Origin of the sequence: Acinetobacter sp. Ag2 (genome assembly GCF_001005515.1) — a bacterium.
Classification (GTDB): Bacteria; Pseudomonadota; Gammaproteobacteria; order Pseudomonadales; family Moraxellaceae; genus Acinetobacter; species Acinetobacter bereziniae.
Genome location: NZ_LBNA01000059.1, coordinates 109,291 through 124,509 on the forward strand (window position 1 = coordinate 109,291; position 15,219 = coordinate 124,509).

At 38.3% G+C, this 15,219-nt stretch carries 13 protein-coding genes; 4 read left to right on the forward strand and 9 right to left on the reverse strand.

Going from position 1 to position 15,219, the window contains the following annotated elements; all coding sequences use genetic code 11:
- Positions 1–143: 143 nt before the first annotated feature.
- Positions 144–641, forward strand: a complete 498-nt coding sequence (locus AAV97_RS19740) for a MarR family winged helix-turn-helix transcriptional regulator (RefSeq protein WP_081409774.1) — start codon at positions 144–146, stop codon at positions 639–641.
- Positions 642–703: 62 nt separating this feature from the next.
- On the forward strand, positions 704–1,045 hold the full coding sequence (locus AAV97_RS19745; protein WP_046761512.1) for a DUF6616 family protein: 342 nt from the start codon (positions 704–706) through the stop codon (positions 1,043–1,045).
- Between the two features lie 171 nt (positions 1,046–1,216).
- Here AAV97_RS19745 and AAV97_RS19750 read toward each other — a convergent pair whose 3' ends face one another.
- From AAV97_RS19750 to AAV97_RS19760, 3 genes are all read right to left on the reverse strand, one after another.
- Positions 1,217–2,608, reverse strand: coding sequence for an amino acid permease (locus tag AAV97_RS19750; protein ID WP_046761513.1), 1,392 nt, complete (start codon positions 2,606–2,608; stop codon positions 1,217–1,219).
- Positions 2,609–2,772: 164 nt separating this feature from the next.
- Entirely contained in the window at positions 2,773–4,338 is a 1,566-nt protein-coding gene (locus AAV97_RS19755) for a CoA-acylating methylmalonate-semialdehyde dehydrogenase (protein ID WP_406935488.1), read from the reverse strand.
- 51 nt (positions 4,339–4,389) lie between these two features.
- Positions 4,390–5,766: an aspartate aminotransferase family protein gene (locus AAV97_RS19760; RefSeq protein WP_046761514.1), complete on the reverse strand. Its 1,377-nt coding sequence runs from the start codon at positions 5,764–5,766 to the stop codon at positions 4,390–4,392.
- Positions 5,767–5,868: 102 nt separating this feature from the next.
- Between AAV97_RS19760 and AAV97_RS19765 the strand changes: the two genes are divergently transcribed.
- Positions 5,869–6,789, forward strand: coding sequence for a LysR family transcriptional regulator (locus tag AAV97_RS19765; protein ID WP_005032554.1), 921 nt, complete (start codon positions 5,869–5,871; stop codon positions 6,787–6,789).
- A 125-nt stretch (positions 6,790–6,914) separates the two neighbouring features.
- Here the strand turns inward: AAV97_RS19765 and AAV97_RS19770 are convergent, their stop codons facing one another.
- The 6 genes from AAV97_RS19770 to AAV97_RS19795 form a co-directional block, all read right to left on the reverse strand.
- The gene (locus tag AAV97_RS19770; protein ID WP_004829019.1) at positions 6,915–7,220 is read right to left on the reverse strand and encodes a hypothetical protein; all 306 of its coding nucleotides are present in this window, start codon (positions 7,218–7,220) and stop codon (positions 6,915–6,917) included.
- A 116-nt stretch (positions 7,221–7,336) separates the two neighbouring features.
- On the reverse strand, positions 7,337–8,347 hold the full coding sequence (locus AAV97_RS19775; protein ID WP_009584552.1) for a fimbrial protein: 1,011 nt from the start codon (positions 8,345–8,347) through the stop codon (positions 7,337–7,339).
- Positions 8,344–10,917, reverse strand: coding sequence for a fimbria/pilus outer membrane usher protein (locus AAV97_RS19780; protein ID WP_046761515.1), 2,574 nt, complete (start codon positions 10,915–10,917; stop codon positions 8,344–8,346). Before AAV97_RS19780 ends, AAV97_RS19775 begins: the two co-directional genes overlap by 4 nt.
- A gap of 138 nt (positions 10,918–11,055) precedes the next feature.
- The gene (locus AAV97_RS19785; RefSeq protein ID WP_004829024.1) at positions 11,056–11,787 is read right to left on the reverse strand and encodes a molecular chaperone; all 732 of its coding nucleotides are present in this window, start codon (positions 11,785–11,787) and stop codon (positions 11,056–11,058) included.
- 78 nt (positions 11,788–11,865) lie between these two features.
- Positions 11,866–12,405 (reverse strand): fimbrial protein, encoded by a 540-nt coding sequence (locus AAV97_RS19790; protein WP_009584595.1) that lies wholly within the window; start codon positions 12,403–12,405, stop codon positions 11,866–11,868.
- A 632-nt stretch (positions 12,406–13,037) separates the two neighbouring features.
- A complete protein-coding gene (locus tag AAV97_RS19795) occupies positions 13,038–13,868 on the reverse strand; it encodes an alpha/beta fold hydrolase (protein ID WP_046761516.1) in 831 nt (276 codons plus the stop codon).
- Positions 13,869–14,286: 418 nt separating this feature from the next.
- On the opposite strand from AAV97_RS19795, the gene AAV97_RS19800 reads away from it, so the two are divergent.
- On the forward strand, positions 14,287–15,192 hold the full coding sequence (locus AAV97_RS19800; protein ID WP_046761517.1) for an acetoacetate decarboxylase family protein: 906 nt from the start codon (positions 14,287–14,289) through the stop codon (positions 15,190–15,192).
- Positions 15,193–15,219: the final 27 nt, after the last annotated feature.

The following is a 15,219-nucleotide window of genomic DNA, read 5'->3' on the forward strand; positions in this document are numbered from 1 at the left end:
TTTAAATTTATTTTTTAAATAAAAATTCAACAATTTCATCAATATTTTTTGACTAAAATTTAACTAAACATTGACTCAATTAAGTTGACAATATTTGATATGATGCATATAGTTAGCCACCATACTATATGGTAGCTAATAAAATGAAGCTAGAACAAAAATACCGAGCCCTCTTGGATGAAGCGAGCAAACAAAACATTGCGAACCTTGAAAGTATAAAACTATGTTTTCAAACCCTTTCACTCGCATCTTTGATTGATCATGACTGTGCAATGCAACTTGCCCCACATGGTTTAACCGAAGGTCGTTTTATCGTTCTATTCTTATTAGATGCATCACCACAAGGTTTAGCTCCAAAAGATATTGCTGATAAAGCAGGTATTACGCGTGCAACAGTGACTGGTTTGTTGGATGGATTAGAACGGGATGAACTCATCATACGTCATGCTGACCATGATGACCGACGTGCTTTAAAGATTCATCTGACCAAGCAAGGCAAACAAACAGCGAAAACTGTGTTTGAACAACATAGTCGTTGGATTGCACAGATTTTTGGCAACTTAACGATACAAGAACGCATACAGCTCACTTCGCTTTTGGAAAAAGTGAGTCAAAACCTGATTCATGAAAAAGAAGCTTAAAACATCAAAATCAAATCACGCACAATTAAAATTTTAAAACCACCGAAGAAAGGAAAAATTATATGTATCATTATCTTGTTGAATTATATACACCAAAGACCACTTGGCAGACACTTCCAAATGAACAACGATTGGAATATCTGAGTAAAGTTGGCGAGGCTTTAGGAAACTTATCAAGTATGGGGGTTGAAGTTTTGACTCTGACGGAAACCATTTCTCCAATTGACCAAAGTACAGCTCATCAATATTTAGGAATTTGGCGTTTTTCCAATTCGCAAGCGCGCGAAGCACTCCTTGATGGTATTCGTGACAGTGGTTGGTATCAATATTTTGATCATGTGAATGCTGCAGGTGCTGAAGCAAATTTCCTTCAACATATCCAAGCTTTGGTCAATGGTGGGTAGAAACACTCAAGAATATCCCTACAATTGATTGAACGAATCAAATTATTTTTTAAATTAAATTTATCCACTTTATCAGCCAACAAATAGAGGCTTCAAAGTGGATAAATTCTGACAGCTCAATTAAATCACTTTAGCAATGTTTGATCTTTTGAACAAACTGGAGCAAATTCTCTAATCTACTTGTACGACTACTCTTTTGGTTGTTTTATTCTTACGGGTCACCAGTACACCACATATCACTACGATAGAAGTTACACCCAAGGACAAGGTTGTTTCATAACTGTACTGCGGTGATAAAAACATATAAGACAACACACTCATGATGATGGCAATTACAAACCAAGTCAGCCAAGGGAACATCCACATTTTAAAGCTAATCTGCGCGCCCCTTTTTTCCAACTGATGTCGTGAACGCAATTGCGAAACAGCGATCACCAAGTAAACCACCAGAGCAATAGAGCCTGTAGTTGACAGTAAGAAGCCAAAAACCTGTCCTGGGAACATATAATTCACAGCACAACAAATCAAGCCAATAAAAGTCGAAGCAAATACTGCAATTGTTGGTACACCCGAACCATTAATTTGAGTAACCAGTCTTGGTGCTTCGTTGCGTGCTCCCAAAGCAAACAGCATTCTTGAAGAAGTATAAACCGCCGCATTCATACAGCTCGCAACCGCAATGAACACCACCATATCCATAATCAATTTAGTTTGAGGGACATTTAGGCTCACTAATACATACTGAAATGTACCTAACTTTTGTAAGTCGGGTGAACGCCAATCGACCAAGGCCACGGCAAGAAATATCGAAACAACAAAAAATAAAATAATACGATAGAGCACTAAATTGGTCGCACGTTTAATTTTTTCCTGTGGTTTTTTTGATTCGGCTGCTGCGATAGAGAGGATTTCAATACCAAAAAATGAAAATGCAGATATTAGGATCGCTGACAACACACCGCCCATGCCATGAGGCATAAATCCACCATTGGAAAATAAATTTCCCACACCACTTACATCTCGAGCCAAAGGCCAAAGTCCAAATACTGCTGTTGCACCAATCACAATAAACAACAAGATCGCAATCACTTTGATTAAAGCAAACCAGAACTCAAACTCGCCAAAACTTTTTGTGCTAAAGAAGTTGGCAAGACTCAGTAAAATAATAAATGCAAAAGCATAAATCGCACTGGAGACTTGTGGAAACCAAGCATGTAAAATTTCAGCACCTGCAATCGCTTCAATCGGGATCACCAAGACCCAAAACCACCAATATAACCATCCAACAGTAAAACCTGCCCAAGGACCAATCGCTTTACGTGCATAGGTAGAAAAAGAACCTGTATCTGGTTGAGCTACGGCCATTTCTCCAAGCATGCGCATCACTAAAAAAACGATCACACTGGTAATAATATAAGCAAGTACAGCAGCAGGACCCGCCTTTGCAATTGCAGCAGAAGAACCAACAAATAAACCTGCACCAATTACACCACCGATACTAATCATCGTGATATGTCGGTTGGAAAGTCCTTCACCTAGTTTTGTTGTTTTTGCACTATTCATATTTTATTCCTTAAAATAATCAGCAGCAGTTTCCATTTCAAATCTGAGCTTTGTCACAACGCTTTGGAAAATGGTCATGCTTTTATAAAACTGTGAATTACATTTTTAAATTCCTATTAAAAATAAAGAGAGAAAACCAAGGATTTTCTCTCTGGATCGCAACGCTAATTTAAAGTTGGCATTGCAAATTGTTTGGACTCGCGGATTTGAGCTGAAGGCCAACGTTGGGTAATGGTCTTGCGACGCGTATAAAAACGCACACCGTCTGGACCATAAGCATATAAGTCACCAAACAATGAACGCTTCCAACCACCAAAACTATGGTATGCGACTGGTACAGGCAATGGTACATTTACGCCCACCATGCCTACTTGAACATGGTTGGTAAAATAACGGGCAGCTTCTCCATCGCGTGTATAGATACAAGTCCCATTTCCATACTCATGCTCATTAATCAATTGCATCGCCTCTTGCATGGTTGCTACGCGGATCACCTGTAAAACAGGACCAAAAATTTCTTGTTGATAGCTGACCATTTTTGATGAGACTTGATCAATCAAAGTAGGACCAACAAAAAAACCTGTTTCATAACCTAATGGCTTCGCATTGCGTCCATCCACAACAATTTTAGCACCTTGTTGTTCAGCACTTTGGATAAAAGCTTGAACTTTCTCTTTATGTGCTTGTGTAATGAGCGGTCCAAAGTCATTTTGCTCATCGGCATAGTGTCCATACTTTAACTGTTGCATTTCCAGTTTGAGTTTTTCGATCACAAGATCGGCAACCTCATCACCGATTGCCACAGCGACAGACAATGCCATGCAACGCTCACCAGATGAGCCAAAAGCGGCACCCAACAACGAGTTGACTACATTATCAATATCCGCATCGGGCATGATAATGGCATGATTTTTTGCACCGCCTAATGCCTGACAACGTTTGCCTGTTGAGGTTGCTGTACGATAAATATATTCAGCGATCGGGGTAGAACCAACAAAACTCATGGCTTGTACTTTTGGATGATGGAGCAAAGCATCGACTGCTTCTTTATCACCATTGACCACATTGAACACACCATCTGGTAAACCCGCTTGTTTCAACAATTCAGCTAAATATAGGGCTGCGGATGGAGTCTTTTCTGAGGGTTTCAGAATAAAGCAGTTGCCACAGACAATTGCCATTGGAAACATCCACAGTGGCACCATCGCAGGGAAATTGAATGGGGTAATTCCAGCAACCACACCTAAAGGTTGAAATTCGCTCCATGAATCAATATCTGGACCGACATTTTTTGAAAATTCACCTTTTAAAAATTCAGGTGCTCCACAAGCATATTCAACATTTTCAATGCCACGTTGCAATTCACCTTTGGCATCATGACAAATTTTGCCATGTTCCTGTCCAATTAATTCACAGAGTTTATCCGCGTTTTCTTCAAGTAATTGTTTAAACTTAAACATTACTCGCGCTCGCTTAATCACAGGTGTATCACGCCATTCCGGGAATGCTTGTTGCGCAAGCTCAACGACTTGATTGACCAGTGCAGTATCAGCAAGTGCCACCTGTTTGCTAACCTGACCTGTTGCTGGATGATACACAGCTTGTTTTCTGGTGGTCTTAGCAACCAGACCACCTTGAATAAAATGTCCAACGACATCAACCGTTTCGATTGTTTCTGTAAAACCTGTATCTGATGATGCTGGACTAAAATTTTCTAAATTATTCATCACTTTTCCTTGTCGATCGTCATTTTCCATGAGCTTTGATTTCATCTACAAAACTTATTTCACTTGGTATAAGGTATCTCCAACAGCATTCATTAATCGAGACAGCTGTGCTTCGGTACTGTTAAACATCGGTCCAAATTGAATGGTGTCACCACCAAAGCGAACATAAAAGCCTGCTTTCCACAACTTCATTCCTATTTCAAAGCCACGAATTGTCGCATCTCCATCACGAGGGGCTAATTGTAAGGCACCGATTAATCCACAGTTACGAATATCAAGAATATGAGGTGCACCTTTTAATTCATGAATCAGTTTTTCAAAACTTGGCGCTAAAATTGCAGACTGAGAAATTAAGTTTTCTTTTTCGATAACATCCAAGGTTGCTAATGCTGCAGCACAAGCCACTGGATGCGCTGAATAGGTATAGCCGTGGGTAAATTCAACCGCATGTTCAGGCAGATCTTGTTGCATAAAGGCATCATAGATTTCATGGCTCGCCACCACGCCACCTAAAGGAATTGCACCATTGGTAATTTGTTTAGCAAAGGTCAATATATCTGGGCTCACCCCAAAATATTCCGACGCAGTCCATTTTCCGATACGTCCAAAACCCGTAATGACTTCATCGAAAATAAGTAAAATATCATGTTGATCACAGATTTCTCTTAAGCGTTGTAGATACCCTGTAGGTGGCACAATACAGCCTGCCGAGCCAGACACTGGTTCTACAATCACTGCTGCAATATTAGAAGCATCATGCAACTCAATCAGCTTGAGCAATTCATCCGCCAACGCTACGCCACCAGTTTCTGCACAGCCTTTGGTAAAGCTCAAATCGGATTGTAAAGTATGAGGCAAGTGATCAACATCCATCAATTGCCCAAACATTTTGCGGTTCCCGCCAATGCCACCTAAACTGGTACCTGCAACGTTTACCCCATGATAACCACGTGCTCGACCAATCAATTTGGTCTTACTTGGTTTTCCTTGAATTCGCCAATACGCGCGTGCCATTTTGATCGCGGTATCTGCGGATTCTGAACCTGAATCAGTAAAGAAAACATGTTGTAGTTTTTCAGGCATATGCTGAATAATTTTTTCAGCCAATTGAAAAGCCAGAGGATGACCAAACTGGAACGCCGGTGAATAATCCAATTTCGCCAGCTGTTGACTGACTGCCTGTTGAATTTCAGTTCTCGTATGCCCTGCACCACAGGTCCATAAACCTGACAATGAGTCATAAATTTCACGCCCATGGTTATCAATTAAATATGATCCTTGTGCCCCAACGATCATACGTGGGTCTTGATGAAAATTACGATTTGCAGAAAACGGCATCCAGTAAGCTTGATAGTTCAAATTCATCTGCGTATTGGATTGACTTGCTTCCGCTGCATAGTCACGGTCAGTTGATGTATCGATCTCAAACATAATCACTCTTCTTGTTTTAGGGTTATGTCTTGAGTGTACAAAGCGATATAGTTTTGATAAATTCAAATTATCTTGAGTTTAGATATAAAAAAGTAAAACTAAATGAAACCAAAAAAATTAAACCAAGTGACTGATTTTGATATAAAGTTGCTTAAAATTTTTAAAACAGTATGCGATTGCCACAGCTTTACTGCTGCTGAAAGTATCCTTGGCATTAGCCGATCTGCGATTAGTTTACATATGAGTGATCTTGAAAATCGTTTAGGTATTCGGCTTTGCCAACGAGGGCGAGCGGGCTTTGCGCTCACCGATGAAGGGCGTGAGGTTTTACAATATATTGAAATGTTGACCGCCTCGATTGAAGACTTTCGTGCCAAAATCAATCAAATGCACAATCAATTGAAAGGTGAATTCAACATTGGAATCATTAATAATCTGGTCACCATGCAAAGTGCTTATATCACCAAATCTTTGGCGCAACTCGCTGAAGAAAATTCAGAAGTGGTGATCAATATCAGCATGAGTACATTGTCCGATATCGAATGTCGTGTTTTAGATAACCGTTTACATGCAGGTGCCATCCCCTTGGTCAGTCCACTGTCAGGATTGGATTACTTTCATTTATATCAAGAAAACTCATTTTTATATTGTGGGGAAAATCATCCTTTATTCAACCACACAGGTAAAATCAACCCAAAAGACCTCAAGCAATGGAATACAGTGCTTCCAAACTATGCCATTAGCCCAGAAGCAATGAAGTTACATCAGTTATTAAACTGTTCTGCTACTGCAAGTGATCGAGAAGGAATCGCTTTTCTTATACTGACTGGTAAATTTATTGGTTTTTTACCCGATCACTATGCGAGAAAATGGGTCGTAGATGGCTTTATGAAACCTATTATGCAAAATGTTATGCATTATAGTACACCTATATGTCTTATTACACATAAAGGCAAAAATGTTAATATTATTTTAAAAACTTTTATGGATATTTTAAAAAGAATAGTTCCACCGATTCAATAATGTTTACTTCAACAAATATATTAAAAAGCGCTTTAAATATAATCTAATTAAAAACTAAACCATATTTAAAGCCAAACATAATATAAATATTAAAATAAACGTGATGCAATTAACATAATTTCTATTTAGTAATAATCCACAACCAATATTTTATGTAGATCACTTTCTAAATCTTCTATATTGAGGTGAACCATGCTATTGCCTTGCTTTTCAATCAAGCTGTTAAAGCTAAGGCTATCAACGTTTGCTTTGCTTTTAATCGCTTCAACAGTGCTATCAATCATTTTGCAATTTGAATTATTTGAATCTCTTTCACAGGTAAATTCTACTATATCCCCGTAAAACATGATCTCCTCAGCAGATGCATTTAAACTTAAAATCGATATACTAAATGTTATTAATAAAAAGGCTAATTTTTTAATTAACTCCATCTCAATCCCCTTTAAAGAAATGGTGTAGTTAATTAATTACATAACCTCATTATTAATACAAGATTATCCAGTGGATAAATAAAAAAATAATTGAAGTAAAATATGATTTACTTCAATTAATCATATTCAATTGTGACGGTTGCCATAGCTCGGACTTTTCCGGGGGTCACTTTGGTTGCTGTTTGATAGTAACGTGCAGTCATTGGAACATTGTATTGAATGTTGTCATTTGACTTTAAAGTACCCAATTCCAGCTTGTCATTTTTAGCAATCACACGATTGGCATTTTTATATTGAGATTGCAACTGTACGCCCACACCTGAAGCACTGGTTCCAGTAGCGTTAGTATTGGCAAGTACATTTTGCAGGCTACTACTCACCGCATCATAATCAAAACTTAGGCTAATTTTATTGGTTTCTTCATAACCTGTTGGATTTTTACCGCCATTACATAAAATGTTCAGGTCAAATGCTTGTTCGCCTTGGGTAGAACCGACACCTTTGAAATCAGCTTTATTCACGGTTGGAAGGTTTACCGTTTTATTGATATTACCTAATATTTCACATGAAGACGAAGCAATGGTAATGGCATTGCCATAAACTGTACTGGTTAACCAAGGTGGGTTTGGGCGATCTGCTGAACGATAGCTACTATATGTACCCGGAACCAGTGCACCCGAGCCTGTAGAAGTTCCAGTTTTTACAATTTCAACAATAAAAAAACCTTCAGCCAAAACACGTCTACCCGTTGCAGTACGTCGGTAAGGATAATAATCAGCAAAACCTGGAGCTGACGGTGCTTCTCGATATAAACGGATACCAATACCATCAATATTGGTATTAAAAACAGAATTACCGATAGGGCTCAATGAATAATTTTGAGTATGAACTGCCTCAAGCGTACCAGAACTGCCACAACTATAGGTTGACCCATTCGGTTTGATTGGAAAAGACGCTTTTTTCAAAACTTTGCCAACAGCATCGCTTGGTCGAACAACCACACGTCCTACTGCCATACTGACATCTACTGTTGAGAACCCTCGATCAGGTATACAAGCAGCATAAGCCCCTGAACTGACTGCTCCAGCTAAAAGCAGGAATACACTGTTTAAAACTTTATAGTTCATTGACACACACCTTCCGCCATGATCATGGTTTGCTTTTTGTCTGCTGCTTGCGCCGAAACATCATACTGAATGCGACATTGCTCATCGGCATTTTCGCCCCATTTAACCGTTACTGTATCTGCCGTGGTATTGGTTCTCAAGTAAACCATACTGCCCTGCGCAACCATACCGACATTTTCCCCTTTTGTATCATATACTTCTGCTGCAAAAGGTAGCGTGTCACCATTCTCTTTCATACTGTGAATATAAATTGCCTTACCCAGTTTAGTCACAAAACTGACTTGTGAAATTGAACCTGCATAAGGGGCGATACGTTGGCTGGTACCATCCAACTCAACATCCGCAGACATGCCTTCTGGATCAAGTGTAATGTCATTTAAACGATAAGGTGTCACATATGGAATAACGGCATAACCTGATTTATTGATACTTAAACCGGTCGCATTATTGACTTTTGCACCTGCTGCTTCAGGAGCATAAACCAAGACCATGGTTTGACCTTGATCAGGTCCAAACAATACGCCTTGGGGATGTGCAACAATATTACCACGTGCTGTCAACATTGCTTGTTCATAACCATCAGCAACACTATAAGAACCACCTACAGTTGCATAGTTTGTACGATACTGTGCATTCAAGTTAGCACTTGGATTGTCGCCATAACGCGTCGATACAGACGTACCATAGTTAAAGCGATCACCAACCACACCACTCACACCCACTGTCGCATTATCTTGCGTCATGATTGAGTTTAAGTTGGCTGAGCTTTTCTTAAACGACAATGGCAATGATAATGTCAGCATATACTCAGTATCATTACTGGTTACTTTTGTGGCTTTATTTTCGATATTACGATTGATCGCTGACAAGCCATAAGTCAAACCACGGTAAGAATTGCTATAACCGACCTGATATTGACGTGTCGTTTCTTGACGATTCCAATAATCTACCCATGAACCTGTCACGTACATGTTCCCCCAGCCTTCTGGAAGTCCTTGATTTAACGTGATCTGAAATTCACTACGCTGTTTGCCAACATGCGTAGAACTAATGCCTTTCTTGTCTAAATCTTGAACTAAGATAGCATCACGTAACTTATAGAAGTTTTCAGTAGAGTATCGATAAGCCGCCAAAGTTAAATTGGTATCTGTAGGGGTAATCAACTTACTGTAGCTGATTCGGAAACTTTGCCCACTTTCACTTTTACGGCGCTCAAAATCAGCTTGAGAGTGTGTCACATCGAGTGCGACTGCACCAATTGGTGTAGCAAATGCACTTCCTAATGTCACAGCTGAATAATCTTCAGAGAACTGTACACCACCATACGCTGTAATTGAGTTGTTGACCCCGCGTTGATATTTACCCTGTACGATAAATGGATCAAGGTCGATATCTTTATCACGGAATTGCCCCATTGAAACAGAATAACGGCTCATTCCTGGACGTAGCATTTGTACAACAGATGCATAAGGAATTGAATAACGCTGAACTTCACCATTGGCTTCTAAAATAGAAACCTCTAGCTCACCACCAAAACCTGTAGGATAGAGGTCATTAATCTCAAAACTACCCGGCGCTACCGTCGTTTGATAAATAAGTTGGCCTTGTTGACGTACTTCGACTTTTGCATTGGTTTTTGCATTGCCGCGAATACGTGGTGCATAACCAATCATGCTGTTTGGAAGCATACGGTCATCACTGGAGAAATCGACACCACGATAGCCGTATGAATCAAAGATTTCACCATCAGTGAAGCTTTCACCTAAGGTCAATACACCTCTGTATTGAGGAAATGCACGTTGAACATAAGTGCTGATCGCGTCATAACTTGATTTAGAAGTATGATCAACCGTTGTTCGATCTTGCCACTGCCATTGACCATTGTGACGAAATTGCCAACCCGCTAAATTTGCCCCAGCAGTTACTGAAGTAAAGGCATTGGTGGTTTCTTCACCACCCTGCAATTTATTAAAAGTTTTGTAGGCACTGGCATTATAAGAAAGAAAGGCAGCATTGATGCCACGATCCCAAACACTTGGGTCAACATAGCCTTGTGCATTTTTTTGCATAGCCACTTGTGGAATAGAGATGTCAACACGTAAACGTGAGGTATCAAATTCATAAAACGAATCTTCTACCCACTGTTCAATTTTCTGACATCCAGTTGGATAAGTGCTTTCGCCTTTTTTTAATACTTCTGCTTTAACGCCATATTCTAAAAGTTGGCTTGAGTTAAAGCAGGTATAGGCATTTTGATTATTTTCAGTGGCTTTAAACACCATACGGTGTTTGCCAAACCAATTTCCATTGACATAAATATCGACATTGTAATCGCCAGGTAAAACAGGATTACCATATTTAAAACGATTCACATCAATCTTTTTAGCGTCGCCAATTAAAAAAGCCGAATCAAATTCTGCTTCTGCAGCAGTCGGAGACTGTTCTGTCCCGTCTAAGTCAGTTTCAGTTGCATTAACTAGAGCTGGAATGCTAAGTGTAATCACGCCACAAGCCACATAATAACGAATATGTCGCTTGATCCACTTATAGCTTTGTTCATTTTTTTGCATAAAGAAGTCTGCCTATTGACAAATGAATAGGTTTTTAATTCGCTTACTCTCAGTTAAATGGAATGATTAAAGGTGTTTCATCATTATTCAAAGGTGCTTTAAATGACGCATCACAGTGAAATTTAAAGCCTTGCCAATTTAAGGCAATTTAATATTGCGCTCTACACGACCACCATAATCATTGATTGTAGTGAAAGTCATTTTTGCGACATTCGAACCTTTTAAGTTCACAGTTCCATCAGAAAACGGTTTCAACATTAAACCTTCAGCAAGTAAATCAACGCGTTTACCTGACTGATCTTGCATAATCGAAGTCAAGGTAATATAAAATGGCGTCGGGTTTTTAATTGCCAACTGTGTCCCATTACTGCTCCATTGCAACTTTTCAGGTGCTAAAGCAGCATCTTCTTTAATTCCGCTTGGACGATAGAAAAACTTAATACGTGAACGAATCGCGAGTTGTAAAAAGTTCTCTGGCACAACATTTTGATCTTTAGCGGAAGGTTTCGGTGGAATATCCAAAATATTCAACCAAAACAACGTTTCTTGAGTTTTACTTAATTCATTTGCTTTAGGCATACTGCTAATACGTAAAGACTGTCCTTTTTTTGCTTCCACCCGTGAAATCGGTGGTGCAATCATAAAAGGTGCTTTGGATTGATCAGGTGTAGATTTAGCATCACCCTCATCAATCCATGCTTGAACCAATGCAGGATTATTTCCGTTATTACTCACTTGTAAGGTAATTTCACGTGAATCAGATGGATAAATCACACGAGTACCATGAATAATGATTTCAGCATTTGCTGCACCAAACGGAATTAAAAGTGCCAGTAAACCTTTTTTAAAAAAGGAATGATTCAAGAACATAACGATTATCTCTACCTAAAATAAAGTAAAAGAGCTAAGTGGGCTGACCCACTTTAGCTCTGCACAATTCAATAAAAATTATTGATAGATAATAGTATATTGAACTGAAGTTGTAACTTTACCAGCAGCAGAAGCATCAGTTGCATAGTATTCAGCATAGTAGTTAAGATCAGCTGAACCTTTATCAGCAACGTCTACCCATTGAGAGTTCGTTTGCGCACCAGAAGCACCAGCAGCAAGTACTGGAATGAATTGGTTGTTAGAACCTAAAAGTTGAACTTGAACGTTTTTAGCACCGTTCGCAGTAGCATTTTGGTTGTTTAAACGACCAGTACCGAAGTCAACAGTTGAACCTGGTTCGAAGTAAGTTGCAACTTTACCTTCTGAACAGTTTGCTAAGTTGATTGTGAAAGGAGTACGACCAGCAACATCACCTGTTTTAGCAAGTGTTTGCTTAGATACAGTTGGAAGGCTTACTGTAAAGTCTTTACCTTGTGGTGTAACGATGTCACAAGTTTTATCAGTAACTAAACCGTTAATTGTAATTGTACCATCTGCTGCAAAAGCACTAGAAACCCCTAAAACTGCAACTGATGCCGCTAAAAAAATCTTTTTCATACCAAGTGTCCTATACAAACAAAAATGATTAGTGTTGGTCGATGTGTATTATGCACACTCAGACAAAAATGTAAACAATGTCACACTTTTTAAAGAAAGAGATATGATTCCCAGCAAAACTATCAATTTTTGAGATCAATTATTTATTTATATTTTTTAATATCTTAAATAATCATTAAATTGATTTTTCAGTTTTAATTAAATTATTATTTTTTTGTAACTGAGTTGTAAACAAGCATAATTCAAGTGATTTTGACTTTAGATTGAAGTTTTAATAAGCAAGTTAAAAAGCTCAATGAATTGAATAGATTACTTATTAATGTATAAAAATCATGCTATTTCTTAGCAAATAACTGAATGGCCAAAATGAACAAAAAACAAACAAAGCATACATTAATACTTCCTTTTTATTGTATTACGAGCCGCAAAATTGAGATCAAATATTGTGTGCTTTTATCAATTAAATTTAATATATTAAATAATACACTTAAAAATCAGAATAAAAATTAAATTAAAAATAATTTCAAATACTTAAATTAAATTTTAGATGAGATTACTCTTCTCCTTACTACGTCAATCGAGCAAAAAAATAGAGACATCACTGCCTCTATTTTAAATTCATGTCGATTTGATTAAGCACGAATAAATGCTAAAAGATCTGGATTGATCACATCAGCATTAATGGTCAACATGCCATGTGAGTAACCTTTATAGGTTTTTAATGTGCCATTTTGAACCAGTTTCGCAGAAAGAACACCTGAGTTTTCATAGGGTACGATCTGATCATCATCACCATGCATCACCAAAACTGGCACTGAAATTTTTTTAAGATCTTCCGTAAAGTCTGTTTGGGAAAAAGCCACGATGCCATCATAGTGTGCTTTTGCACCTCCCATCATACCTTGACGCCACCAATTTAAAATCACAGGCTCTAACGTTTTGCTATTTGGACGATTAAATCCGTAGAAAGGACCGGCTGGTAAATCGTAATAAAACTGCGCACGGTTTTTAAATAACTGACTTTGTAAATCATCAAAAACTTCTTTAGCTAAACCGTTTGGATTATTTTCTGTTTTTAACATTAATGGTGGTACTGCACTGACCAAGACGGCTTTAGCAACATTCTCCTCTCCATGTCGAGCAATATAGTGTGCAACCTCTCCACCGCCAGTCGAATGTCCGATATGCACAGCATTTTTAATTCCCAAATGCTTAACCACTTCTGCGACATCATCCGCATAATGATCCATATCATGTCCATCCCAAACCTGACTTGATCGCCCATGTCCTCGACGGTCATGGGCAACGACTCGGAAGCCTTCATTTAAAAAGAACAATAATTGTGCATCCCAATCATCCGAGCTAAGCGGCCATCCGTGATGAAAAAACAAAACTTGTGCATCTTTCGGTCCCCAATCTTTATAGAAAATTTCCACACCATCTTTTGTTGTAACATATGTCATGCTTATTTCTCCCGTTTGAGATTTACATTTCAATTGTTGATCTATGTTTTAATCAATGCGTACAAATCCCATTCCCATTGGAAATGAATTGTTGGATTACATTTCAATACTAAGATTAAAGTAAACTTGATGGTCAACACTTTTAGTTATCGCCTGATAGCAAAAATGTAAATCAAAAAATCAGTTGAAAATAACAGTTTTATGTTTGAGCCTTGATCGCTATCAATTTATTTTTAAATTTCAGTTTAAAAAAAGGTCTCCATCTTACAATCTTGCAACATGCTTCCCAAGCATATTTATTTGTTATATTTTTCGACTTGACCTTAAAGTCCACTTCAAACTTATAGTGATTACATCAAGCTCTAAGCCACTCAATCCATATGGTTTAGTCCTGCTTCCCATGTAAAGGTTAACTAAAATGAATACTGATAAGCAGTTTACTGAAGTTAAATTTGGACAATATAAGGTCAAAGTCCCATCAGGTGGATATTATGATCGCTTTAGGATGAATCCCGATTTGGATCAAGTCGCTCAAGACGCTACTGTTGGAAATATCGATTTTTTTCGAAAAATTCCTAAGAAGCAAATAGCATCAAGAGTCGGACTGGTTTGGGCGCCGAATTTCTATTATAAGAGTTCTAATGTTCAACTTTTAATGTTGGCACCCATTCGACAACTCAGAAATAAACTTCCACAACCATTAGAGCCACTGCAAGCACTCCCTGGTTATGGCTTAGTGGCACTGACATTTTTCCATTATGATGTTTGTGATAATGACCCATATAACGAAGTTTCAGTCGCAATTGTTGTACGCCAACCACAAGCAAAAGGTTCACATGCCTTAGAATTATTCCGTTCCATGCGTCAACGTCATTTCTATGCTCATGTTGTCGCGCTCCCTGTAGATACTGAAATTGCACGTATCAGAGGAGTACATGGCTATCAACTTCCTAAATGGCTGACTGAAATTCATGTCAATATCAATACATCGACAATCCATGCATATCTCACAGATACTATAGGTCAACCAGATCTTAGTTTAACGACAACAACACCGAAATTAAAGAAACTAAAACCAGAATCTCGAATCAGTAAAACAACGATGTTGCATCGAGTTGATCATCAATGGCAGCAAACTCAGGTTTTGACCAACACACTTTCATTCACTCAAAAACTCTTGCCAAAATATGTTAAATTGATTCGTCATGGTGGACCACTAAGTCAGTTATTAAATGAATTAGATGCATCCACCATCTTACGCTTAGATGTTGTTGAGGATGCACAAGTGGTGCTGCATTTGCCAACTCAAGTCAATTTGAAATGAGTTTTTTGCAATGTAAATATAATTTAA

Coding starts and splice junctions, on each gene's coding strand:
- AAV97_RS19740 (WP_081409774.1), top strand. CDS start 144: ATGAAGCTAGAACAAAAATACCGAGCCCTCTTGGATGAAGCGAGCAAA.
- AAV97_RS19745 (WP_046761512.1), top strand. CDS start 704: ATGTATCATTATCTTGTTGAATTATATACACCAAAGACCACTTGGCAG.
- AAV97_RS19750 (WP_046761513.1), bottom strand. CDS start 2,608: ATGAATAGTGCAAAAACAACAAAACTAGGTGAAGGACTTTCCAACCGA.
- AAV97_RS19760 (WP_046761514.1), bottom strand. CDS start 5,766: ATGTTTGAGATCGATACATCAACTGACCGTGACTATGCAGCGGAAGCA.
- AAV97_RS19765 (WP_005032554.1), top strand. CDS start 5,869: ATGAAACCAAAAAAATTAAACCAAGTGACTGATTTTGATATAAAGTTG.
- AAV97_RS19770 (WP_004829019.1), bottom strand. CDS start 7,220: ATGGAGTTAATTAAAAAATTAGCCTTTTTATTAATAACATTTAGTATA.
- AAV97_RS19775 (WP_009584552.1), bottom strand. CDS start 8,347: ATGAACTATAAAGTTTTAAACAGTGTATTCCTGCTTTTAGCTGGAGCA.
- AAV97_RS19780 (WP_046761515.1), bottom strand. CDS start 10,917: ATGCAAAAAAATGAACAAAGCTATAAGTGGATCAAGCGACATATTCGT.
- AAV97_RS19785 (WP_004829024.1), bottom strand. CDS start 11,787: ATGTTCTTGAATCATTCCTTTTTTAAAAAAGGTTTACTGGCACTTTTA.
- AAV97_RS19790 (WP_009584595.1), bottom strand. CDS start 12,405: ATGAAAAAGATTTTTTTAGCGGCATCAGTTGCAGTTTTAGGGGTTTCT.
- AAV97_RS19795 (WP_046761516.1), bottom strand. CDS start 13,868: ATGACATATGTTACAACAAAAGATGGTGTGGAAATTTTCTATAAAGAT.
- AAV97_RS19800 (WP_046761517.1), top strand. CDS start 14,287: ATGAATACTGATAAGCAGTTTACTGAAGTTAAATTTGGACAATATAAG.